The organism is Methanolobus sp., from assembly GCF_030682845.1.
GTDB lineage: Archaea > Halobacteriota > Methanosarcinia > Methanosarcinales > Methanosarcinaceae > Methanolobus.
Genome location: NZ_JAUXNK010000046.1, coordinates 1 through 22,450 on the forward strand (window position 1 = coordinate 1; position 22,450 = coordinate 22,450).

Genomic DNA, 22,450 nt, shown 5'->3' on the forward strand with positions numbered 1-22,450 from the left:
TGGTTACCGTAGCTTCCTATTATGGGATAGAGAGCCTGAAACATCTGCTGGAGTAGTCATCTTCCTATCTATCTTTCTACGACCTGTGCCAGTTTCCCTTTCGCATGAAAACCCAAAACCACTTTCCACCTCACAGGACGAAGCATTTTCTACCATCAAAACCTTTATCTCCCACTCCTCATATATGAGATTCTACTCATATTTGAGATGGCAATACTATGTACAGGACCGAATCCCTCAAAAAACTGGCATTGCTTGGGGCAATTGGAAAGCCGGTCAAGATATCCTCCAGCGAGTTCACAAGGTACACCTCAACCAGCTCCAAGACGGCTGCCAGGGTCCTCAAACAGCTTGAGGATGAGCAGTATATAGAGAGGCAGATGGTGGCCGGAGGGCAGATGGTCCAGCTCAGGGAAAAAGGTGTGGACCTGCTCAAAAATGAGTATGTCGAATACAGTACCATCTTTTGCAGGGACCACAATGATATTGATCTTTACGGAAATATCATTACAGGGCTTGGAGAAGGTCAATATTACATATCCAGGGAAGGTTACATGTCCCAGTTCAGGGACAAGCTGGGTTTTAAACCCTACCCGGGAACCCTTAATGTCAGACTCGATGGCCCGAGTGCGGAGATGAGGGACAGAATGGCTTTCATAAGGCCTGTAGTTGTCCACGGCTTCAGTGACGGCGAGCGCAGTTTCGGGGGAGGCAAATGTTATCAGATAGAGATAGAGGGCATCAAGGGAGCGGTCATTATCCCGGACCGGACACATTACCCTGCGGACCTGCTTGAGATAATAGCCCCTGTGAAGCTGCGGGAAATGCTACGGATAAACGATGGCGACAAGGTCAGGATAGTGGTAAGGGACCCACAAAGGTGTGAATGAAGATGAGTTCGGTTACAAACGGATACAGCGATAATATAAGCAAGGCTATCGAAGCCTTGCAAAATGGCAGAATGATACTTCTTTTCGATCTGGAAGGACGTGAGGCTGAGACCGACTTCACGATCCCTGCAAAATCTGTCACCCCGGCTGATGTGAAATGGATGCGCAAGGATGCAGGCGGCCTTATATGTGTGGCTCTCGACCCCCACGCTTCAGAGAAACTAGGCCTGCCTTTCATGGCTGATATCCTTCGCGATGCAAGTCAGCGCAGTGAATCCCTGAACAACATCGTTGAAAAGGGCGGAGACCTCAAATACGATTCACGCTCCTCATTTTCAATCTGGGTCAATCACAGGGACACCCGCACAGGCATCCCTGACAACGACAGGGCGCTGACCATCAACAAACTGGGAGAGATAGTCGATCGGGCGCTGGATGGGGAAATTCCTGATTTTGGAAAAGAGTTCCGCACACCAGGACATGTTGCAACCCTGCGTGCAGCAAGGACTCTTGTTCATGAACGCATGGGTCAGACCGAACTATCCATTGCTCTTGCAAAGATCGCTGGCATAACTCCAGCCATGGTCGTATGCGAGATGCTGGACGATAATACCGGACGTGCGCTTTCAAAAGAAGATGCTATTAAGTATGGAAAGGATCAGGACCTGGTCTTTGTCGAAGGCGGGGAAGTCGTTAAGGCTTATGATTTGTGGCTGAGCAGGGCCTAAGCATCAGAAAGAGTGAAATACTGGTACGCGTATTAAGTATCATTCCCGCGGGATCGTAGGGTAGCCTGGTCCATCCTGTTAGGCTGGGGGTCTAGCGACCGGAGTTCAAATCTCCGCGGTCCCACCATTTTAATCATTGGCTGTTGAGGTGTTACACGCAGTGTTACACCTCTTCTCGCGCTCCAGAAGCGTTATCTGGGTTGTAAATCTCCGCGGTCCCACCATTTATTCACAAAAAATCCTGCTCAAAAAAGTATACTATAAGCCAGAAGTATACTGGCTTAAGATTTTGTCTTAAATTGTTCCCTTTTAATATATCCTGCTTTTCAATCCTGAAATACAACGCCAATGGCCCTGTACAGCAGTGATCTCCTGCTTATCAATACCTATTAGGCTTGCTGGGTTTATGGCTCTGGTAACATTCCCTGCAATACACGGGTCTGTCGGGATCCGGTAGAAAAGGAACTTCCGTTTCCTGGCCACAGTCTGCGCACTTTGCCTTGTGCATCTCTCTTGGACCGCTCGGTCTGAAACCGCCACCACTTCTTCTGTCACTCATTATTTAATCCACCTATTTGATCGACCGGTCAAAAAGAGCGCTATTAGGTGTATATTGTCCTGATGCATTCTGTAAGATCGATCGGTAATACTATTTAGACACCTCTGACTTAAAGAACTATTGTTACAGTGTCTATTTAGGGTATAAGTATCTCATCAATCGCATGGATGATGCCGTTAGTGCACTCGATATCTGCTTCTATTATTTTCGCGCTATCTATTTTGAATACGCCGTTTGATGTTATCTTTAGTACCTTTCCGCTAACAGTCTCAAGCGAAGTAAGGCTCTGCAGGTCATTTGTTGTGTATTTACCTTTCACTATATGATAATTGATTATCCCCAGCAGATACGGATGATCTTCGAACGATTCGTCTATCACTTCGGCAGGGATTGCTTCAAAAGCCGACTCTACAGGTGCGAACACCGTATATGGTCCTTCCTTACTGTACTTTCCAGTAAGCTCAAGCACTTCTGCAGCTTTAACAAGGGTTGAGAATGAACCTTTCTTTCTGGCGGTGTCTATCAGGTTATTCAATTCAGCCATTTTGTTTCTCCGGTTCTTAATTGTACCTTTACATTAAAAACCGGTTCGCTTTCAGTGCAGTTACAGACCAGACATCGAAAAGAATAAGAACGTTCCCCACAACTTCCATAAGGGTGATGATTTATAGCAGCGGTTATAGTTGCCAGGGAGCTTGTCAAGAAATATAAGGACCTTGTTGCAGTAGACAATGTCAGCTTCACTATTGAGGAAGGTGAAATGTTTGGTTTCTTGGGGCCAAACGGCGCCGGCAAGACCACTACCATGCGCATGATCCAGTGTGTCTCTCCTCTTACATCAGGAAGCCTGGAGATATTCGGGCTGGATACCATGTCGCATCCCAGTGAAATAAAATCCCATATGGGCGTGGTTCCCCAGGAAAACAATCTCGATATGGATTTCACCGTGTATGAGAACCTCCTTGTATTCTCAAGGTATTTTGACATACCCCGCGATGAAGCTGAAAGAAGGGCCAATGAACTGCTGGAATTCGTCCACCTGGAAGACAAGAAGGACACAATGACAGAGAGTCTTTCCGGAGGCATGAAACGCCGTCTTATCCTTGCCCGCGCACTTATAAATCGTCCTAAAATGCTCATACTCGATGAACCTACGGTGGGTCTTGATCCCCAGGCACGCCATATGATCTGGGACAAGCTCCGTTCCCTCAAGAAGCAGGGAGTGACAATAGTACTGACCTCACACTATCTTGACGAAATAGAGAAGCTATGTGACAGGCTGGTTGTGATGGACTATGGTAAGATCCTCGTGGAAGGCAGTCCTGCGCAGGTCATTGAGAAATATGTTGGTTCAGGCATTGTGGAAGCTGAGCACAACCCGGAACTTATCGATTGCCTGGAGAAGAAGGAGGCAAACTATGAGGTTATAGGTGACCTTGTGCATATCTACACAGACAACCCTAAACAGATAGCAGAGTACCTGACAATGGAGTGCTCCCTTTCAAAGCTGAGTGCAAGGCCGGCAACCCTTGAAGACGTCTTTCTCAAACTTACGGGCAGGAGGCTCCGGGAATGAGGATTTCCGAGTATTTCAGTCTCCCCAAAGTCAGCTCTAAGTCCTACAAGGTCTGGCAGCGGAACAAGGACGTTTTCATGAAGGACATCAAGCTGAACTTCCTTCCTCCTTTCCTCGAACCTCTGCTCTACCTGGCGGCTCTTGGATTCGGGCTTGGCAGGTTTGTCGAGGACATCGACGGCGTGCCATATGCAAATTTCATCGCTCCTGCACTCATAGCTATTTCCGTGATGTACGCATCGTTCTTTGAATGCAGTTACAGTTCCTATGTGCGTATGTACTACCAGAAGACTTTCGATGCTATTATCGCAACCCCTGTAACTATTGAGGATGTGATTGCCGGAGAGTTGCTCTGGGGCGCTACCAGGAGCATGATCAATGCGGCGGTGATGATACCTGTGATAGCACTGTTTGGCCTGATAGATATAAGGTATGCACTGTTGATAATACCCTTCGCCTTCCTGGGAGGCCTGCTCTTTGCAGCAATAGGCATGTGTTTCACCGCAGTTACTCCCAATATAATGTCTATCAATTATCCTGTACTGCTTTTTATCACTCCTATGTTCCTGTTCAGCGGTACTTTCTTCCCCCTCAGCGCACTGCCTCTGCCCGTACAGTATTTTGCCATCGCCTTCCTTCCGCTTACACACATAGTCAACGGTATCCGCCTGATCGGGTACGGGACACTTGAGCCTGTGCTCCTGTTCGATCTCGCATGGATTATAGTTGTCTGTGCAATCCTGCTCCTGGTGTCAATAAATATGATGAAGAAGAGACTTATCGTTTGAGCCTTTATTTATGGGAAGAATACTCCATTTCCATGAAACGTAGCGATATCTTGATAAAATACATCACCGATTGTGTAATGATGAAAAAAAGGATCACACTGGCATTTTGCATCCTTATGTTCGTTTTCCTTGCAGGGGGATGTATCGACGAGCTTGTTCCCGTTGATCAGCAGACCAGCATGGGAGACATATCTGTATATGAATTTGAAGCCTTTACCAATTATAGTTTTATCGATGAGGAGTTTATACCCACCTCCACTTTCTATCTCACAGGAGAAGGACTCACAAAAGCAGTCTATATGGTAGAGAATGAGTCTGTGATAGATATAATCCCTCTTGAGGACCTGCGTTCTTCAAATGAGGACCCTGTAAACAATATCGTGGTATTGGGTGATTATTCAAGTAACCTGGAAGCATCTGTCACGACCTTTATGAACCTTTCAAGCTCAGTTGAGCCTGCTTATATCAATTATACTCTTTCTGAGGACGTGATACGCGGACAAAAGCATATTTATATTACCTTCAGCGAACCAATTACCGGCTTTGTAGCGTTCACAATGACCACCCCGCGCGGACAGGACTTTCTGCATATCACAACACCGCCTTCTGTCGTGCGCTTTGTTCTCCCTGAAGGATACACTACCGGTAATCCCCTTATCGGAAAGACAACCCCCGGACCTGATGATACTTACTATGATTCCTCTGGCAGGAAGAATCTGGTATGGGTGAATCAGGGGACAGCTACAGGCAGTATCACTGAAAGGTTACAGATCTTCTCTAACAATACTATCTCCCAGGTAAATCAGGCGCCAAGGGCAATAAGTATCAAGTACTACTCAGAGTCAGCTCCCATGGGCCTGATGGCTGCAGGCGGTATCCTTGGTCTGGCGGCATTCCTTGTACTTTCCAGGAGCAGACGGGAAAGAAAACGCCTTGCCAGAATAAGGGAAAGTGTTGAGGAAAGTTTCCCCGGTAAGGATAAAAATAAAAAAGGTAAGAATTGATGAATTAATATCTTCAATTTGCTTTTTCTATAGTTCAAAGACCATTCCGTCATAGGCCAGAGGATAGTCCTCTACGGCCTCATCATGTGGTTTAAAGAAATGGCTCAGATGCGTGAACACCACATCCTTTGCTCCAGTCTCCCGGGCAAGGTCCATTGCTTCGTCGGTGTTCATGTGCTTTTTGACCCCGACCGTCGGAGGTACTATCGCATCTGCTATAAGGAGGTCTGGGTTCATGATGTGCTGCATGCTTTTCTGTGGTATGTTCCTTTGGCAATCTCCCGTGATGACTACCTTCTTTCCTGCATGCCTGATGATAATCCCCACAGGTTTTTTTGCAGGCGGGTGCACCACTTCAAAGAGTGTGAATTCCAGTCCTATCAGATTAAAAGGCTTATACAATGGTATATTGTGCCTTTTGGGATGCATGAATTTCAGGTACTCGAAAATGTAATCAAGGGTTTCCACTAATCCATAGACATCCACATTGTACTGTACCCTGTGGAATTCGGCAAAACCTGCAAAGTGGTCATAGTGGCCGTGTGTCCATATTACACCATCGATACGTCCTATATTGTTTTTCAGCATCTGGGTGCGAAGGTCGGGCCCGGTATCTATCAGGACCGCGCCCCTGTCAGACTCGACCAGTATTGCAGATCTGGTCCTCTGACTTCTCCCTCCCCGATATCCATCCTGGCATGTCGGGCAGTTGCATCCGATAACAGGTGTCCCTGTAGCATCGCCTGTGCCCAGAAGCGTTATTCTCATGGGCACCACATTTACATCGTAGCATCGTATTCGTTGGTCTTCAGCACAGCTCGCTCGTCAAACTTTGCAACAGCACTGATCAGGTCTTTCTGTGTAAGCTCCATGCGTTCGGTCATCAGCGCACTGAGCACACATTCCCGGATTATCATGCGAAGGTCGGAGCCGCTGTAGCCATGTGTGAGAGAGGCGACCTCGTGTGTGTCAAATTCTCCCTGAATCTCTTTCATAACGATGTCAAGTATCTTCTTGCGCATGTCCGTGTCCGGAAGCGGGAATTGCATAATGTCGTCAAAGCGCCTCCATGCAGCCGAATCAAGCATCTTGGGATGGTTGGTCGCAGCCAGCAGGAGCACACCGTCATTTGTAAGGCTGATGCCATCTATGGCCTTGAGCAATGTATTGACAGCTCTCTTAAGGGCAGCGTGCTCATCTGAAGAGCGGGTCTTTGCGATAAAGTCGAACTCATCAATGAAAAGTATGCAGGGGCTTAATCTTTTTGCAAGTGCGAACACTCTGTCGATGTTTTTGGCAGTCTCGCCGAGGTACTGGTCGGTTATCATGGACAGCCGCACTTCCACAAAGGGGATGGCAAGATGCTCTGACATTGCCTTTGCCAGTGAGGTTTTTCCTGTCCCCGGCGGCCCTACCATGAGGATCTTGCCCACATCATAGAGGCCGATACGTTTCAGATATTCCCTGTATTGGATAGCCTTTACTATTTTTTTGACATCTTCTTCCTGGGCAGGTGTAAGGATAAATTCCTTAAGTGTCTGTCTGATGTCTTCGGGAGCGCTTATCTCGGCAAGTTTGACCATGTCCTCGCCACCCTCTTCCTTCTGTATTTCCATTATGAGGGATTCTATCCATTCCCTGTCAACTTCCTTGGGTCTGGCCTTAGACTTGGCAGTACCATAATCTGCACCCTGGACATGTTTCTTTTCGTAGTAAAAAGCAAGAGTGGGATTTTGGGCGATCTTATCCATTGCATCTTCCTTTTTCTGGAACCAGTCCGCTCCGACTTCAAGGGCTGTGATCTTCACCGAGAATTCCATGTCGTCTATACTGACGAATGGCAGTGAGTTCAGCATGCCATTGACCTTGCTGATCTCAAACATCTTTTCAATATCCAGTGTTTTCACCCTGATGGGTTTTGGGACCGTTCTCTGCTCCCTGCTCCAGTAATATTTACGGATGTTCTTGGGGAGGTCATTTACATCCAGTTCCAGGTACTTGTTATATATTTGTGCAGTAAGCAGCAGTTCAATGATATCAGACGTTGTATCGGACATGTTCTTACCTATAGAATGAACTTAAACTATGGATATGCAGGGTTTTGCAATCGTTGAGACATTATATATAAGGTCTCATTTCAAATATATCTTTTGTATAGTAATTTAATACAATTTTTAATATCCCAAAACACGGACATCTTATTTTATTCCTATGCAAGGCAGAGCTTTCCTGTGAAGGGCTCGTAGATCTCTCCAGTGCTTTTGAGTTTTTCAAGAATGGCTTCCAGTTTCTGCTCATCTATACCCTGCTCTTTTGCCAGGGATATCAAAAAACCGGTCTCTATTTCTCCCCCATTTGACCTCAGTAACCGAAGAATCACTTGCAAAGGGCTTCTTTTTGGAGGCGGTCTTTTGTCCTGCCAGACCACGGGAGGCGCCTCAGTCTCTTCTTTTGTCACAGTGACTCTCTTTCCTTCCACTGCAAGCACGCTTTCCATCTCTTCCTCCAGCTTATGCACCCTCGCCTGAAGGAGCGTCCTTGCGGATACTGCCTCTTCAAGGCTGTCGGATGAGAACAGAACTCGCAGTTTCCTTACTTCAAGGGATGCCCCGCATTTCTGGCATCTTGTCTTTTTCGCGCAGGCAAGTTCAAGTATCTGCGCATGTTCCCTGCATCTGGGACAGACTATAACTCCAAAGGGTGGCATGCTTGCTCCTTATTCATAATGTATCCAGTAGGTATTACCTATATATACTAGCTGTATAAATGATTCAGCGTCCGGGATGAGAATATGATACGCAGGGTGACCTTAGACGATGTTCCTTTTTTAGTGAAGGTCGAAGAACTGTCTTTTGATGTGCCATGGCCTGACTTTCTTTTCAAGGCCCATCTTAACAATCCGGGCTTTGTGGTATACGAGCGGGAAGGCAATATCCTGGGCTATGCCATGATCGGTGATTCCAAAGGGAAGGCTCATCTCCAGAACATTGCCGTACACCCTCAGTTTCGCAGGCAGGGCATTGGTACGGAGCTCCTTGAGTGGTGCATAGATCTTGTTAAGTTATATGGATATCGCGTGATGGTTCTGGAGGTTGGGCAAAAGAACACAAGCTCACAGGCTTTTTACGCAAACTACGGCTTTAAAAAAAGTGGCACCGTTGCAGGTTACTATCTGGATGACGATGCGATCATTATGACCAGGAAAATATGATCCTATATCTGTTTGCGGGATGTTCATTGATTTTATCTGCCAAACCGCCTCTGTCTTTTCTGGAAGTCCCTGATTATTCTCAGGATGTCTAATTTCCTCATGTTACGCCAGTTAACGTCCGTAAAATAGAGCTCTGAATATACTGCCTGCCAGATCAGGAAATCTGACAGGTGCTTGCCGCCGGAACGGATGAATATGTCCGGCTCGTGCTTTACCTTCAGCCGGGATTCGATAGTTGCTTCCGTGATATCTGAAGGCGATATCCTGCCTTCCTTCACATCCGAAAGGACGGACAGTACAGCTTTAGTGACCTCTTCCCTCCCCCCGAATCCTACGGAGATGTACACCAGCAGTTCTGTGGCATCTCTTCTGGCACTGAGTTCGCCATCGGCGGTGTAAATCTCAAAACCGAGTCCCTGAGGCATTTTTGACAGCACTTCGGAGAGTTTCCGTGTGAGCTGTCCGATAATCTCTGTCCTGAGTTGCTCTTCCGTATCCAGCACATCCACATAGATACTTGTGATCCTGATGTCAAGCTGCCTGCACCAGGATATGTAGTCCCTGAGCTTTACAAAACCTCCCGGATGAAGAAGGTCAGTCTCGGAAAGTACCAGGGACACATGCTCCGGTACTTTTGCCGAGGTTCTGGTTATCTGTTCCAGGAGGTACTTTTCGTAGAAAGAGGTGATAATGTTCATAGTGTCCTGAAGATGCTATCTCATCTTAAGCCGGTCATTTTGCAGTGGAAACTATCTTTACGACATCGCCGTTGTTAAGCTCGTGTTTTTCCCCAAGGCGCATCTTGGTCTTCGCATCGACTGCGTAGAGGAACCTGTCGCCTATGTCCGAGTGTATCTTATAGGCAAGGTCATGGGCTGTTGAGCCTTTCTTCATGAGGAATGCATCCGGCAGCACCCTGTCATTCTTATCTGACCACTTTCCTTCATCTTCCACGGGATATACGATTATGAGCTCAAGCAGTTCGAACACAGCTCTGTTGATACATTCCTGGACGCCTGTGCCGCCTGTCTTTTTGAGTAGCGAGCGCACGCTTTCCAGACCTTTTTTCTGTGCTGGTGTGAGGTTTTCCTTGAGTATGACGAAGTCTTCATCCCCGGAGTTGTATTTGATGGCTCCGCCTTTTGATGCGGATTTGAGTACGATCTCGGCGGCAGCGCTTGTAGGGACTACTATCTGGTCCAGTGCCTTGAGGTTGCTGACAAACTTCTCCGGTGCTATGTCCTCTTTGTTGGCTGCGATCATCATGGGCTTGCTGATCATGCGCATGACGTCACAGAGGCTGATGAGGTCTTCGTCGGTCCATTTGATGTGGCTGTGGTCAAGCTTGCACTCTGAAAGCGAGCATATGACCTGGTATTCGTCCACTCCTGCTCCTGCAAGCTGGTCGGCGAGTACTTTCTCGATCTTGAGACCTTCGGCCTGGATCTTGCGTGAGAGCTTTTCCCAGTTGCGTTTGAGGATGCCGAACATCCACATGGTTATCTCGTGGTTCAGGAAGTCGATATCTTCCAGAGGGTCATGGCTTCCGATGTCTATGGGATTACCTTCGATATCGGTACCTCCGGATGCATCTATCACGTGGATGATGGCTTGCGCCTGCCTCAGGTCGTCCAGGAATGTGTTCCCAAGCCCCTTGCCCAGATGTGCATCCGGTACGAGTCCTGCTACATCGATGAGTTCTACGGGTACGTATCGAATGCCTTCAACACAGTGTCCGCAGCGTTTGGGCCGTGCGACACAGGGACATTGTGCACGTACATAAGTGACTCCGCGGTTGGCGTGGATGGTGGTGAAAGGGTAATTCGCTATCTCCACGTCCGCCATTGTGGCGGCCTTGAAGAATGTGGATTTTCCCGAATTGGGTTTTCCTGCAAGTCCTATGGTCATTGACATGCTTAACTAATCACTGTTGCAGGATTTAACTGTTATCAATGCTTTCCCCTCTCACCCGCAAGTTCAATATCCTCTCAGGCAATAATCTTTATATCTAAGCAGGACATTAGAACACGAACCAAGTGTCCCGGTAGGGTAGCGGATATCCTTGAGGCCTGCGGAGCCTTAGACCCGAGTTCGATCCTCGGTCGGGACGTAAATTTCTTCTTATTTTTGTTAAGGAAATAGTTTTTTGAGTTTATAAGCTACTTATTCTATATCTAAAAATGATACCTCATATTCAAACTAAGTGAAGAAATAAATATAAATGTTGAATTAAATATTGTGAAAAATGCTAAAAGGTATTAGGCCTTACTTTGAATTGCTATTGTCAATGCATTTGTTTACAGCTAATTGGAAAAAACATGATTAGCTGTCCTATTTTGTGCTAATTCCGTCACTACTTTTCTTCATTTTTAAGCTTCCAACTAACTTGAAAGAATCATATTTCATTTTAAATCCATCTAATGTAAGTTTTTTCACACTTTTTTTATCTAACTATGTTCACAGCAGTTCACAACACTTCGCTGGCAATTTTTTATCTTATTTTATTGTCTGTTTTTTAATTTTCAATTTCGAGACAAAAAAACGTGATTTCTACGCATATTCCATTTTTATGTTTCTAATTCTACCTTGGTTAATATCAATAATCTCCTTAAACACAATTGTTCTACAAACAACTTATCAGGGATTTTCAGGAATAGTTAGCTCTATGTTTGGCTATTTGGCATATTCGTTGTATAAATTCTTGAAAAAATATTGCTGTGGAACTATAAAGATTACTTCTCTTTATTTACTCGTTATCCTGAACCTTTATATGATTCTCGGAAATATTCCCTCTGAAATGTTTCACTCTATATTGATACTAACAATTGCTGTATTTTTAATCTTTCTACAAAAGGAAACCTTTAAAGAAATAGTGCAAAATCGTTTTAAGATTAAAAATTGGTTGAGAAAACTATCTATGTTTCAGCAGTTATATCTTACTTTGGTATTGCCTTTCACTATAGTTTCTATATTTGTTCTTCCAATTTTAGTTCCTCAGAATATCCTACAAAACGGTGTCATAATTAACTCACTCGCTCACTATATAGGTTATTTTTTTGGAGTTTTTGTACCTTTGGTTTTTTGTGCTATTACAAGAATCCTATCGCTTAGAAAAAATTCATCGATTGGAACGTCAAAATAAAGTGAGTAGGCTTGATTTGAGTTGAACCCTATATAACAATCCCTGCTCAATTCTAAGAAAAGACTGGCTTGGGAAAGACACCGCTAATAACGCTCTTTTTATGGGATATCCTCTCTAAGCAAAATCTTGCCAATTCCGTTTATTTATATAGATTTTTCACTATTCTACTACGCATGAACGATCCAGACATTGACACATATATTCAAGAGGCCGAAGAGATCGAAGAAATGTACATGGACCTGCTGGAAGGTACGACCCAGAAAAGGATGAGGTGTGTTGATGACGGTTCTTCGGGATTGCCGAATGTCGAATATAAGGTCTGTATCATCAATTCCAAGAACGAGCTGCTGCAACATGCCCTTTTGAGGAAATATGAGGTCTGGTATGAAGCCTGCCGAAAGCTTGCTCTTCAATATTTGGGCAGGGGCAGGGGAGCGAAGTATGAGAGTTTCACGGGGATGTACGGGAGGATATTGAGCCTGATCGATCTGAAAGACCCTGACACCAACTCTAATGAGAAAAAGCACTTAAAAGAAGGATTCACCTCCGGTTTTGATGCCCAGGTCCGCATGCTGCACACAATAGAGCCTATTATCACCTTAAGTAAGAACAACTACAAGAGAATGATAACGGCAGATCTGGTGAATTCCGGACTTGAAGAAGCTGAAAGTTTATATCAGCAAGGATCTATCCGCCAGGCAGGTATTATTGCAGGTTTTGGTCTTGAAAGATACTTAAGGGCATTGTGCGAAGTGAACGGGATTGTATTGGAACCTGAAGACACAATGGTCACAATGGCTCAAAAACTTCTTGGATCCAATAAGCTGCATGACCATGATTCACAAATCCTCGGATCTATGGATCATCTCGCAACTTTAAGGGATAAATGCACCCATCCGGATGAAGAGCCGCAGGAAGACGAAGTCCGGGAATTGATCGAAAGGACCAGGGAAATAATGTTCCTGGCTTTTTGCTGAATAGAATTATATTTTCCCCGCCACCTCTAACATATATACTCCTCCATATTTCCCATACCTCACATTAATATCTAATTAACTCAATATAATATTTCAAGGGATTATTATCCTGTGTACGGCTGAAGATGATTCATACCAGTACGAAAGACATGGATGCAATAACCTTTGACGGCTCATGCACACCGAATCCGGGAGGTTGCATGGGGTTAGGTTGGGTTGTAACTTTACAGAACAACTCCTTCTCAATACTCGGAAACGACCGGCTTGATAAAGACAACAGCAACAGCGCTCTTTTTGCAGAATATCTCGCCCTTAAGAAGGGCATGCTTGAATATGTCAGGGCTGAGGGGCAGGGACCTCTGGTTGTTATGGGGGACAGCCAGACGGTGATCTACCAGCTGCGGGGTATTTACCCTGTCATGAATGATGACATCTGGAATATCTACCGGGATATTGTCGCTATCATCCGGGAGTATGAGCTCGATGTTCATTTCCGCTGGGTGCCCAGAGCACAGAACCAGCAGGCTGACCGGCTGTCAAAGACCAAGGGGAAGGTTCGCATACTCTACCCGGATGACCGGGAGTTTCTCATCTCTTTGGAGGACGCTCCGGTATCGGGAAATCTCAGGCAGAAGATAGCCCGGATGAACTCCATACCATTTCCCGCTAATTCCATGTTCAAAGGCTTACATACGGCCTCAAGGGACATACTATCCGACAAGGGCCTCTTCGAACTGCAGGCAATGGCCGGGGACAAGGCTGTGAGGATGGTTGCTGAAGCATTCCCTGGAAAAAAGGAGAGAAGCAAACATTATCAGGCGCAGGCACTCCGGTGGATGCTCAGGGGCCTTGCAATGGACCTTGCAATCCATAAAATGAGATTCGATATCCTGAATAACAAGAAACAAGGCAGCAACAGCAGCGCCGACAAGACTAAAAACCGCAACTCCCGGTCCAAAAAGAAGGTGAAAGCCTCTGGAGCCAAATACTATCTGAACAGGAGAACTTACGCATTCTAAATAACCTTCAAGTATGATCCCAAAATCAAAAAAATGAGTGCCGAACTCACTCATTCCTGCGCCTGAAGATAAATGCCAGTCCTATTATCGCAGCCATGGGCAAGGCGATTGTCGGGAACTCCGGTATATCGTTTGTCATACGCACCAGGCCGGCATCCCAGGTATAGTCTTCTTCACAGTTTGCAAGGTTTGTGCATTCTGTCAGGCCTGTTACTGGATCAGCATCACTGTCAGTGGCATAGTGTCCTATGTCTGCAAGAGTGAATTTCCATCCGGCCGGGAGCACGAACTCTATGTAATAACTCTGGTAATTGGCAGGTATGTCTTCAAAACAATAGGATCCATTTTCATCGGTTGTAGCTGTTGCAACAGGGATCATTGTACAACATTTATAAAGGTTCACCGTCACGCCTTCCACGCCAGGCTCTCCCTCATCCTGTATCCCATTGAAGTTTATGTCTTCCCACACACGATCGCCAATCTTTCCAACTTCGCATGGTCCGGAATTAGCCAAAGCCTGGGATGCTGATGCTATCAGCAAGGTTATGACGATCAATGCAATCCCGAGTGATCTCAATCTATACGTTACACTATTCGTACTATTTTTCATCATATTTCACCACCACTTTTTAGGAAATAGGATATTTCCCATTAATTTGCAAGGCGTTCTTCTATAAGAATGTTCCTAAATTAAGTTAAGTAACAGCGTTACATAGGCTTGATCTGTCCCGGCTCAGAATCTTTTGATTGCCATATATCTGGGGGCTTTGTTCACCCGACTTCCCGATATTTATGGAATCAATATTCTCTGACGTGAATAAGTGCGAACTGCACTGAAGTTTACACAATTCTTTAATAAGTACACTCCCTAGATGTACTGAGAACAACAAGAGGTGTGATTTATGAAGAAATCCTTGATCTATATTTCAATAGGGCTGCTGGTTATCAGTTCGCTCTTTGTATCAGGTGCAATGGCAGATGGCAGAATGCCTTTGATCCAATCGCTCAACACAGAAGTAAAGATGGTCTCCTCTGCAGGCTCCGGTGTATCTTCCGAGCCTGCAAATGCAGGAGACATGGCCATCTCCACGGATATGGTGATCTATCCTTATCCTTACGGGGAAATGAGCAAAATTGTCGTAAAACCAAGTTATACTAATGTGAGGCTGCAGCCCGGCGAGAGCAGGGAGATAAAGGTCAGTGTCACCAACAGGGGAGATGAAACCGCTTCCATCGATCCGACACTGGTCATCCAGCCCTACACCCAGAACTATCTCAAGGATGAATGGGTAGTCGTAACACCAGCATCCTCTGAACTTGCGCCGGATGCAAAACAGGAGTTCCTTGTCAGGATAAGCATTCCCAAAAATGCAGACCTGGGGTACTATTATGCAACCCTGGTCTTTGGGGAGTTTGATGCACAGAACTACACTATGTATCCTGTGTACGGCGGCTCCCTGGAGATGTCAATAGATGTCTGGACCCCTCCAAGCGTCCAGATCGGGACAACCTACATCAATGACCGTGTTGAGGCAGGCAGCAGTTATGACTATGAAGTCAAGATAACCAACGTGGGTAAGCAGGATATTGCAATGGACCCCGAAGTACTCATAAACAATATCTATTATGCTGAGGCTGTGTCTTCTGTCAGGTATGGAGGTGCTTCAATGGCTGTAATTGATGAGAGTGCCATCACGGTGGATGCCCCTTCTGTAATCAAGGCCGGTGAAACGGTAATTGTAAAAGTAAGGCTGGACGTACCTCAGGATGCAACTGGCTCTTTCAGCGGTACCATTGATCTTGGGATAGACGATCCGGCCCTGCGTGACTGGCAAGGCCAGGTGCAGCTGTACTTCACAGTATGGGAGCAGCCCTCTGAAGCTTTCGTCAGGGAGTTCACCACTTACACTGACGGTACAATGAGGATAGAGATCACGACAAGCGTATATGATTATGGTATCTATGGTACCAGGTCATCCAGTCTGTCTCCTTCGTTCGAAGTCTCAATGATGCAGGGTGGCCAGCAGGTAGATATGCAGCTCGTCAGGACAACTACAAAGGGACAGGTCACCTACGGTACAAGCCCTATGGAGCCGATGACCTCCCCCGCATCCTTTGGTTATCAGAGCACTGGTACTGTTTATACTGAAGTCTATGAGGTCTCAGGTGCCGCAGGCGAATGGACACTGAGCATACTTCCTGTAAATGCAGATAACTTTGAGTACAGCATTACCACGGGTGATATGGACTGAGACGGGGTAGATGACCCTGTCCTCTCTCCTTCATCCTCTTTTTTGATGTGGTTCATTCTGACTTTAATTGATATTGTTTTCAACAGGAGATGGCCTGATGAGCAGATATGTATGTCCCGGAAATGTGAGAATAATGATTGTTTTTACTATATATTTATTTATAATAATGTCTGTGGTTTTTGCAGGATTGATAACTAATTAAAAATATTAGTTCTATTCTTTCAGTCATGAATTTTTATGTTTTTGATGATGCGCAGCTATTATAATAGATAAGTATTTATATTTATTTTTCTAATTAGATATTATAAATTGTTCATTTCAGGAGTATTGCATGAACAAAAAAGATGAAACTACTTTCAATGAGTTTAAGGAAATATTCCATCGGTATCTTGACACAGATAATCTTTCTGACCAGGAATTCCTTCTCCGGCACGATATGATCCAGTTCATCAAGAATGCTTGTATAAGGAGTCTCGTGGTCTGCTAGGCCTGGCTTCATCCGGGTAATGGCAGGTCCTGGGAAATTTTAAGGGGATAAATATCCTAGTCCCTGGAGGGTCTATAGCTCCTGCAGCCCTTCTTTAACTTTTACTGATGTACTGAAACCAACAAGAGTACTTTCGGACAAAATGCTTATTTGCATTGCCTACCATCTTTTAATCAGAATAAACTTCATGCAACGGGGTATATTATTATGGGTAAGCCAGCTATCTTTCTTGAGAAATCAAAGAATAATACGTTCAGATCATACGACATTCCTCTGCTGATGAAGAGCCTGCATCAGGATGCGAGGCAGGGTGTCATAGATCTGAATGATGATGATGTCCAGTGGTTCAGGACATATAGTTTTGCTCTGCAGCAACTGGAGCTTAATACGGGCGGCAAGTCTCCGAACTTTAATGAAAGTGAAAGGGGAGGGACCATCGAAGATTTCGGTAAAGTCAAGGCCATGGTGGATGAAATGGAAAGTTCGCTCGTGATAACTAACGTAGGCTGGAATGCGGGAGCTAATTCTCTTTTCAATGCCCCGAATCCAGGTATGTCCTTTTTCAACATCCCTGATCCGGCACGTTACAGGCAGCATGTGTATTGCCTTATAGGTGCACATCTGGACAAGTTATACAACAGGCCCTGATCTATTTTATCTTCTATTTCTTATTTTAGTCTTGGATACTGACCGGTTATCTTTATATAGAACTGCTTGCATTTAGATTGAGCAGCATGAGTATCCCGGATACTTGATGGCAACTAACACTAACTTTCTACAGCGGTAGAATGATTCATGATTATAAGGAGGTTATAATTTGGCAGGACAGCCCAGGTTCGTTTCAGGAAGCAACAGCAGGAGATCAGGCGGAAGAGATGCGCAAAGCATGAATATCCTTGCAGGTAAAGCCGTAGCAAAGGCAGTAAGGACCACCCTTGGCCCCAAGGGTATGGACAAGATGCTTGTAGACTCATTAGGTGACATTGTGATCACTAATGATGGTGCAACGATTCTCAGGGAAATGGATATCGAACACCCGGCAGCAAAAATGGTGGTCGAGGTCTCAAAGACCCAGGACGACGAGGTCGGCGACGGTACTACTACAGCAGCCGTGCTTACAGGAGAACTTCTCGCAAAAGCTGAAGAGCTTCTCGAGAAAGGCATCCATCCCACAATAATCGCCTCAGGATACAGGCACGCTGCAAAGAAATGCGCTGAGATCCTCGAAACGATCACAATAGACGTTTCCAAGGATGACAGGGAAACACTGAAAAAACTTGCCAAGACCGCCCTTACAGGTAAAGGCGAAGGCGAGTACAAGGAATTCCTTGCAGATATCGTTCTCGATGCTGTTATCTCGGTTGCCGAGGAAACAGATGATGGTACCAAGGTCGATGTCAGTGACATAACCATCGAGAAGAAGGAAGGTGGAAGTATTCTTGACACGGAACTGGTTCCTGGTCTTATTATTGACAAAGAGCGTGTCAGGCCAAACATGCCAAAGAAGATCGAAAATGCGAAGATCCTGCTGGCGAGCTTTGCAATAGAGTTCCATAAGATCGAAAAGGATGCAGAGATCAAGATCACCTCTCCAAACCAGATGCAGCTCTTCGTAGAGCAGGAAGAGAGAATGGTCAAGGAGATGGTTGACAAGATCATCGCAAGCGGCGCAAATGTTGTGTTCTGCCAGAAGGCCATTGACGACCTTGCACAGTACTATCTTGAGAAGGCTGGTATCTATGCATGCAGAAGGATTAAGAAGAGCGACCTCCAGAAGCTGGCAAAGGCAACAGGAGCGACCCTCTTCCAGGATGTCACTGACATCAGGCCCAGTGACCTTGGAGCTGCCGAAATTGTAGAAGAGCGTGACGTTAACGGTGCCAAGATGACCATCCTCACCGGATGCAGGGAAGAGAAAACAGTCTCCCTTATACTCCACGGTGGTACAACGCACATCGTTGATTCACTCAAACGCGCACTCAATGATGCATTATGTGTTGTGGGTGTAGCGCTGGAAGACCGGAAGATTGTCGCAGGCGGTGGCGCTCCGGAGATCGAGCTTGCACTCCGGCTCAGGGAATACGCAGCAACTCTCAAGGGCAGGGAACAGCTTGCTGTCAGCAAGTTTGCAGAAGCCTTCGAGATCATTCCTCAAACCCTTGCTGAAAATGCAGGTCTGGACGCTATTGATATGCTTATCGAACTGCGTTCCCAGCACGAGCAGGGCAACAAGAATGCAGGTCTTAATGTTTACACCGGTCAGGTAGTGAACATGTACGATATGGATGTCCTTGAACCTCTCAGGATCAAGACCCAGGCTATCAATGCTGCAACAGAGGCAACCGTAATGATTCTCAGGATTGATGATGTGGTTGCAAGCTCCAGGAAGTCAGGAATGCCTCCTGGAATGCCCCAGCCTGACATGGGTATGTAATTTTCCAAAAAGTCCATTTGTATATAGTGCCGGTACTCCGGCACACTTATATTTTTTGATTCCGGCTGTTTTGTTTTGATTTTCACAAATCCTTTTCAGACCTTTTCAGGTTGTATTGTAAACCCATATCTTTCTATTTTGTTTCAGAGATAAGTTTTTTATACCATGTAAACCATGTGAAAAAAAAGGTTGACAATGCTTGCGTACTCTGTATTGCCTGTGTTCAGATGAAGCTTTGCAGTTTTATGCAGTCTGTGTTGCTCCTTATTGTAAACCTCTGTGAGATGTATCGTACCGAACCTGGGAACCAGGAAGACGATGGACCGGAGGTAGGCAGAAGGAGTGAAAGGAACATATAAAAAAGGAGCATAACTGTGAATGAAAGTTACCTTCAAGAAAATCACTATCAGAGCGACATAAGGAAAATGGCACTGGCCTCCCTTTTTGCTGCGCTGATAGCTGTAGGGGCATTTATAAGGATACCCATTCCCATCAGCCCTGTCCCGGTAACTCTGCAGGTACTTTTCATATTCCTTGCAGGGGCAATGCTCGGTGCACGATGGGGTCTTGTGAGTGTAATAGTCTACCTGCTGCTGGGTATTGTAGGACTGCCCGTATTCTCAGGTGGTTCCTCGGGTATTGGCGTGCTTTTAGGGCCCACAGGTGGCTATCTGGTGGGTTTTGCAGTTGCTGCTCTTGTTATCGGTGCATTCTCTGAGAAGTTAGGCACTTCCAGTGTACTCAAAAATGCTGTATTCATGTTTGCAGGGCTGCTTATAATATATCTGTTCGGTGCAAGTTACCTTATGTATGTTGCACAGATATCAATGGACAGCGCGATAGTATTGGGTGTTCTCCCCTACCTGCCAGGGGATCTGCTGAAACTGGCCCTCTCTTCATTTATAGTTGCAAAATACCCGGTTGAATGACCCTTATGATTGAGATAAGCAACCTTCTCCACAGTTACCCGGATGGGACTCCTGCGCTGAATTCAGTGAACCTGCACATTGGCAGAGGGGAATTCGTTGTAATTGCAGGCAGGAACGGCAGCGGTAAGTCTTCTCTGGTCCGGCATATCAACGCTTTGCTCCTGCCGTCCGGAGGTTGTGTATCTGTCAATGGGTTGTGTACATCACAGAAGAAACACCATCCTGACATTCGCAGGACAGTTGGCATGGTCTTCCAGAATCCGGATTCGCAGTTTGTCGGGATGACCGCTGAAGAGGATGTAGCTTTTGGCCCGGAGAATCTGGGTCTTCCTCCTTCTGAAATAAGGGAGCTTGTGGAAATGTCCCTGGAGACGCTAGGTATTTCCGAACTTCGGTCCCATTCCCCAAGATCCCTGAGCGGTGGACAGAAACAGAAAGTTGCAATTGCAGGCGTGCTTGCAATGGAACCTGAGTGTATTATCTTTGATGAAGTCACCTCCATGCTCGACCCATTCTCAAGAAAAGAAGTGCTTGATACTGTAAAGCGCATCCATGCAAAAGGCACTACTGTAATTTATGTTACTCACCGGCTTGAAGAAGCTATGAATGCTGATCGTCTGGTCATCATGGACTCAGGCAGGGTTGTAGCAGATGCATCTCCGCGTGATGTGTTCCTACATCATGATCTTGAAAAGTATGGCATTGAACTGCCCCCGGTTGTGGCACTTTCACTGATGCTTTCAAAAGCTGGTTTTCCTGACATCGGACTGGCTCTTACAAAGGATGAACTGCTGGAGGCTCTGTGTCCATAGATGTCAGGAATCTGACCTTTAGATACGATCGGGGTACTTCTCTTGAGAAGACCTCTCTTGAAGATGTCAGTCTTTCCATCGACAAAGGTGAGTTTGTTCTCATTGGCGGTGAGATCGGCTCTGGCAAATCGACACTTGTCCGACATTTCAACGGTCTGCTCAAACCTTTTTCAGGGCAGGTGACAGTCGATGGCATGGCCGCACACGAGAAAAAAGTGAAGGCCCGGGTAGGTGTGCTTTTCCAGTTCCCGCAGCAACAACTGTTTGGTAGGACCGTTTTTGAGGATGTGGCCTTCGGACCGCGGAATTTTGGATACAGGGGTAATGAACTGGACTTGCAGGTGCATTCTGCCCTGGAGCTCCTCGGGCTTGGCAAAGAAATATATTCCGTTTCCCCTTTTCGCCTGAGCGGAGGCCAGATGAGGTTGGTTGCCATAGCAGGCGTTCTGGCCTCCAGGCTGGACTACATTGTCCTGGATGAGCCTTTCTCCGGACTTGACGCTGAGAACAAAAAAATCCTTTTGTCTGCGTTAAGGCACCTGAATTCAAGGGGAACCTCTGTTATCGTGGTATCCCACAGGATGTCCGACCTGCTCTCTGTTGCAGACCGGGTTTTCCTGCTCGATCAGGGAAATCTTGTATTTGGCGGAACCCCTGCTGAATATGTAAAACATGCACCTTCTCATCTTCCCGAAATAACATGCCTTATGAAAGAATTGCGCAGGAAGGGTTTTGACGTAAGGGGTGACATTTTCAATATAGATGATGCCTTCAGTGAGATTTCCCGCGTTTTAAACACAAAGGAGGCAGTGAGGAGATGAACACTCTTTTCTTCAGGTACGTTCCGGGTAACTCTATAGTTCACAGGCTCGACCCCCGGGTAAAAATAGCCGGAATGCTGATAGCAAGTATCAGTATCTTCATCTCTTCATCTCTCAGGGAAATGGCTGTCGTAGCCCTTGTATTCTTTTTACTGGCCCTGATTTCATCCATATCTGTCAGGGTCATCCTCAGTGCAGTCAGGCCGATGTTAATGTTCCTGGGTATTATTTTCATCCTACAGCTTTTCCTTACTGAAGGGAATCCTCTGTTCTCCCTGGTGGGCCTTGATGCCACCTACGAAGGACTTGCCCTTGGAGTTCTAATGAGCATGCGATTCCTTTTCCTGCTGATGTTCGCTTCACTTCTCACGGCCACCACAGCTCCATCGTTAATGACAACGGGAATAGAAAAAATGCTCCGCCCTCTGCCTCTGAAGAGGCTGGGGATCTCATCTTTTGACCTTGCAACCATGATGTTCCTGTCATTACATTTTGTACCCCTTCTTTATGGAAGTTTCAGTCATCTCCGGGATGCACAGGTCTCACGTGGCCTGGATATGGCTCGAAATCCTTTCAAAGCTGTGTATTCTCTCTCTGTCCCGATGGTCCGCACCGCTTTCATCTCTGCAGAAGAAGTGGCTGTGGCCATGGAAAGCCGCTGCTATCAGGGGGTAAACCGCAGTTCCCTTAATGAGCCTGTGATGCAGAAAAATGATCTTGCAGCTTTACTCGTTTTTGGTATTGTGATGTTCTTACTGGTTTAAGGGCCATTTTGCCTGCATGCCTGTTTATGCCCCGGTACACATAAATACATGCACATA

General features: G+C 46.0%; 24 protein-coding genes and 2 tRNA genes. 17 read left to right on the plus strand and 9 right to left on the minus strand.

All coding sequences use genetic code 11. From position 1 onward, the window contains the following. The first annotated feature begins 218 nt into the window (after positions 1-218). The 3 genes from Q8J68_RS04800 to Q8J68_RS04810 all read left to right on the plus strand — a co-directional run bounded on the left by Q8J68_RS04800 (position 219) and on the right by Q8J68_RS04810 (position 1,745). Complete coding sequence (locus Q8J68_RS04800) at positions 219-890, plus strand: winged helix-turn-helix domain-containing protein/riboflavin kinase (RefSeq protein WP_305310403.1); 672 nt, start codon at positions 219-221, stop codon at positions 888-890. 2 nt (positions 891-892) lie between these two features. Continuing rightward, entirely contained in the window at positions 893-1,618 is a 726-nt protein-coding gene (gene ribB / locus Q8J68_RS04805; protein WP_305310404.1) for a 3,4-dihydroxy-2-butanone-4-phosphate synthase, read from the plus strand. A 49-nt stretch (positions 1,619-1,667) separates the two neighbouring features. Then, a tRNA-Pro gene (locus Q8J68_RS04810) sits at positions 1,668-1,745 on the plus strand. 252 nt (positions 1,746-1,997) lie between these two features. On the opposite strand, the gene Q8J68_RS04815 is transcribed toward Q8J68_RS04810, so the two are convergent. Together Q8J68_RS04815 and Q8J68_RS04820 are read right to left on the minus strand one after the other, a co-directional pair. Continuing rightward, positions 1,998-2,177: a CxxC-x17-CxxC domain-containing protein gene (locus tag Q8J68_RS04815; RefSeq protein WP_305310405.1), complete on the minus strand. Its 180-nt coding sequence runs from the start codon at positions 2,175-2,177 to the stop codon at positions 1,998-2,000. 136 nt (positions 2,178-2,313) lie between these two features. After that, positions 2,314-2,721: a fasciclin domain-containing protein gene (locus tag Q8J68_RS04820; protein WP_305310406.1), complete on the minus strand. Its 408-nt coding sequence runs from the start codon at positions 2,719-2,721 to the stop codon at positions 2,314-2,316. Positions 2,722-2,856: 135 nt separating this feature from the next. Here Q8J68_RS04820 and Q8J68_RS04825 point away from each other — a divergent pair, with 135 nt between their 5' ends. From Q8J68_RS04825 to Q8J68_RS04835, 3 genes are all read left to right on the plus strand, one after another. Further along, on the plus strand, positions 2,857-3,753 hold the full coding sequence (locus tag Q8J68_RS04825) for an ABC transporter ATP-binding protein (protein WP_305310488.1): 897 nt from the start codon (positions 2,857-2,859) through the stop codon (positions 3,751-3,753). After that, complete coding sequence (locus Q8J68_RS04830; RefSeq protein WP_305310407.1) at positions 3,750-4,541, plus strand: ABC transporter permease; 792 nt, start codon at positions 3,750-3,752, stop codon at positions 4,539-4,541. The genes Q8J68_RS04825 and Q8J68_RS04830 overlap by 4 nt, the downstream gene beginning before the upstream one ends. An 80-nt stretch (positions 4,542-4,621) precedes the next feature. Then, positions 4,622-5,545, plus strand: coding sequence for a DUF5803 family protein (locus Q8J68_RS04835; RefSeq protein ID WP_305310408.1), 924 nt, complete (start codon positions 4,622-4,624; stop codon positions 5,543-5,545). 27 nt (positions 5,546-5,572) lie between these two features. Here Q8J68_RS04835 and Q8J68_RS04840 read toward each other — a convergent pair whose 3' ends face one another. The 3 genes from Q8J68_RS04840 to Q8J68_RS04850 all read right to left on the minus strand — a co-directional run bounded on the left by Q8J68_RS04840 (position 5,573) and on the right by Q8J68_RS04850 (position 8,252). Further along, a complete protein-coding gene (locus Q8J68_RS04840) occupies positions 5,573-6,313 on the minus strand; it encodes an MBL fold metallo-hydrolase (protein ID WP_305310409.1) in 741 nt (246 codons plus the stop codon). 11 nt (positions 6,314-6,324) lie between these two features. Beyond that, a complete protein-coding gene (locus Q8J68_RS04845) occupies positions 6,325-7,602 on the minus strand; it encodes an ATP-binding protein (protein ID WP_305310410.1) in 1,278 nt (425 codons plus the stop codon). A gap of 152 nt (positions 7,603-7,754) precedes the next feature. After that, positions 7,755-8,252: a hypothetical protein gene (locus Q8J68_RS04850; RefSeq protein ID WP_305310411.1), complete on the minus strand. Its 498-nt coding sequence runs from the start codon at positions 8,250-8,252 to the stop codon at positions 7,755-7,757. Between the two features lie 84 nt (positions 8,253-8,336). Between Q8J68_RS04850 and rimI the strand changes: the two genes are divergently transcribed. Continuing rightward, entirely contained in the window at positions 8,337-8,756 is a 420-nt protein-coding gene (gene rimI, locus Q8J68_RS04855; protein WP_305310412.1) for a ribosomal protein S18-alanine N-acetyltransferase, read from the plus strand. 32 nt (positions 8,757-8,788) lie between these two features. Here rimI and Q8J68_RS04860 read toward each other — a convergent pair whose 3' ends face one another. Together Q8J68_RS04860 and Q8J68_RS04865 are read right to left on the minus strand one after the other, a co-directional pair. Further along, positions 8,789-9,454, minus strand: a complete 666-nt coding sequence (locus Q8J68_RS04860; protein ID WP_305310413.1) for an undecaprenyl diphosphate synthase family protein — start codon at positions 9,452-9,454, stop codon at positions 8,789-8,791. A gap of 34 nt (positions 9,455-9,488) precedes the next feature. Next, positions 9,489-10,670, minus strand: a complete 1,182-nt coding sequence (locus Q8J68_RS04865; RefSeq protein ID WP_305310414.1) for a redox-regulated ATPase YchF — start codon at positions 10,668-10,670, stop codon at positions 9,489-9,491. Positions 10,671-10,794: 124 nt separating this feature from the next. On the opposite strand from Q8J68_RS04865, the gene Q8J68_RS04870 reads away from it, so the two are divergent. The 3 genes from Q8J68_RS04870 (at position 10,795) to Q8J68_RS04880 (ending at position 13,894) form a co-directional block, all read left to right on the plus strand. Continuing rightward, a tRNA-Arg gene (locus Q8J68_RS04870) sits at positions 10,795-10,866 on the plus strand. 1,205 nt (positions 10,867-12,071) lie between these two features. Continuing rightward, positions 12,072-12,875, plus strand: coding sequence for a hypothetical protein (locus Q8J68_RS04875; protein ID WP_305310415.1), 804 nt, complete (start codon positions 12,072-12,074; stop codon positions 12,873-12,875). Positions 12,876-13,024: 149 nt separating this feature from the next. Continuing rightward, entirely contained in the window at positions 13,025-13,894 is an 870-nt protein-coding gene (locus Q8J68_RS04880) for a ribonuclease HI family protein (RefSeq protein WP_305310416.1), read from the plus strand. Positions 13,895-13,940: 46 nt separating this feature from the next. On the opposite strand, the gene Q8J68_RS04885 is transcribed toward Q8J68_RS04880, so the two are convergent. Continuing rightward, positions 13,941-14,504, minus strand: a complete 564-nt coding sequence (locus tag Q8J68_RS04885) for an SdrD B-like domain-containing protein (RefSeq protein ID WP_305310417.1) — start codon at positions 14,502-14,504, stop codon at positions 13,941-13,943. A gap of 292 nt (positions 14,505-14,796) precedes the next feature. On the opposite strand from Q8J68_RS04885, the gene Q8J68_RS04890 reads away from it, so the two are divergent. Further along, on the plus strand, positions 14,797-16,146 hold the full coding sequence (locus tag Q8J68_RS04890; RefSeq protein WP_305310418.1) for a hypothetical protein: 1,350 nt from the start codon (positions 14,797-14,799) through the stop codon (positions 16,144-16,146). A 313-nt stretch (positions 16,147-16,459) separates the two neighbouring features. On the opposite strand, the gene Q8J68_RS04895 is transcribed toward Q8J68_RS04890, so the two are convergent. Further along, complete coding sequence (locus Q8J68_RS04895; RefSeq protein WP_305310419.1) at positions 16,460-16,645, minus strand: hypothetical protein; 186 nt, start codon at positions 16,643-16,645, stop codon at positions 16,460-16,462. Between the two features lie 195 nt (positions 16,646-16,840). Here Q8J68_RS04895 and Q8J68_RS04900 point away from each other — a divergent pair, with 195 nt between their 5' ends. The 6 genes from Q8J68_RS04900 (at position 16,841) to Q8J68_RS04925 (ending at position 22,393) form a co-directional block, all read left to right on the plus strand. Next, a complete protein-coding gene (locus Q8J68_RS04900) occupies positions 16,841-17,281 on the plus strand; it encodes a hypothetical protein (protein ID WP_305310420.1) in 441 nt (146 codons plus the stop codon). Between the two features lie 169 nt (positions 17,282-17,450). Further along, on the plus strand, positions 17,451-19,067 hold the full coding sequence (gene thsA / locus Q8J68_RS04905; RefSeq protein WP_305310421.1) for a thermosome subunit alpha: 1,617 nt from the start codon (positions 17,451-17,453) through the stop codon (positions 19,065-19,067). Between the two features lie 374 nt (positions 19,068-19,441). Continuing rightward, entirely contained in the window at positions 19,442-19,996 is a 555-nt protein-coding gene (locus Q8J68_RS04910) for a biotin transporter BioY (RefSeq protein ID WP_305310422.1), read from the plus strand. Next, complete coding sequence (locus Q8J68_RS04915) at positions 19,993-20,808, plus strand: energy-coupling factor transporter ATPase (RefSeq protein ID WP_305310423.1); 816 nt, start codon at positions 19,993-19,995, stop codon at positions 20,806-20,808. The genes Q8J68_RS04910 and Q8J68_RS04915 overlap by 4 nt, the downstream gene beginning before the upstream one ends. Next, positions 20,799-21,629, plus strand: a complete 831-nt coding sequence (locus Q8J68_RS04920; protein WP_305310424.1) for an ATP-binding cassette domain-containing protein — start codon at positions 20,799-20,801, stop codon at positions 21,627-21,629. Before Q8J68_RS04915 ends, Q8J68_RS04920 begins: the two co-directional genes overlap by 10 nt. Next, positions 21,626-22,393, plus strand: a complete 768-nt coding sequence (locus Q8J68_RS04925; RefSeq protein WP_305310425.1) for an energy-coupling factor transporter transmembrane protein EcfT — start codon at positions 21,626-21,628, stop codon at positions 22,391-22,393. Before Q8J68_RS04920 ends, Q8J68_RS04925 begins: the two co-directional genes overlap by 4 nt. The last annotated feature ends 57 nt before the right edge of the window (positions 22,394-22,450 follow it).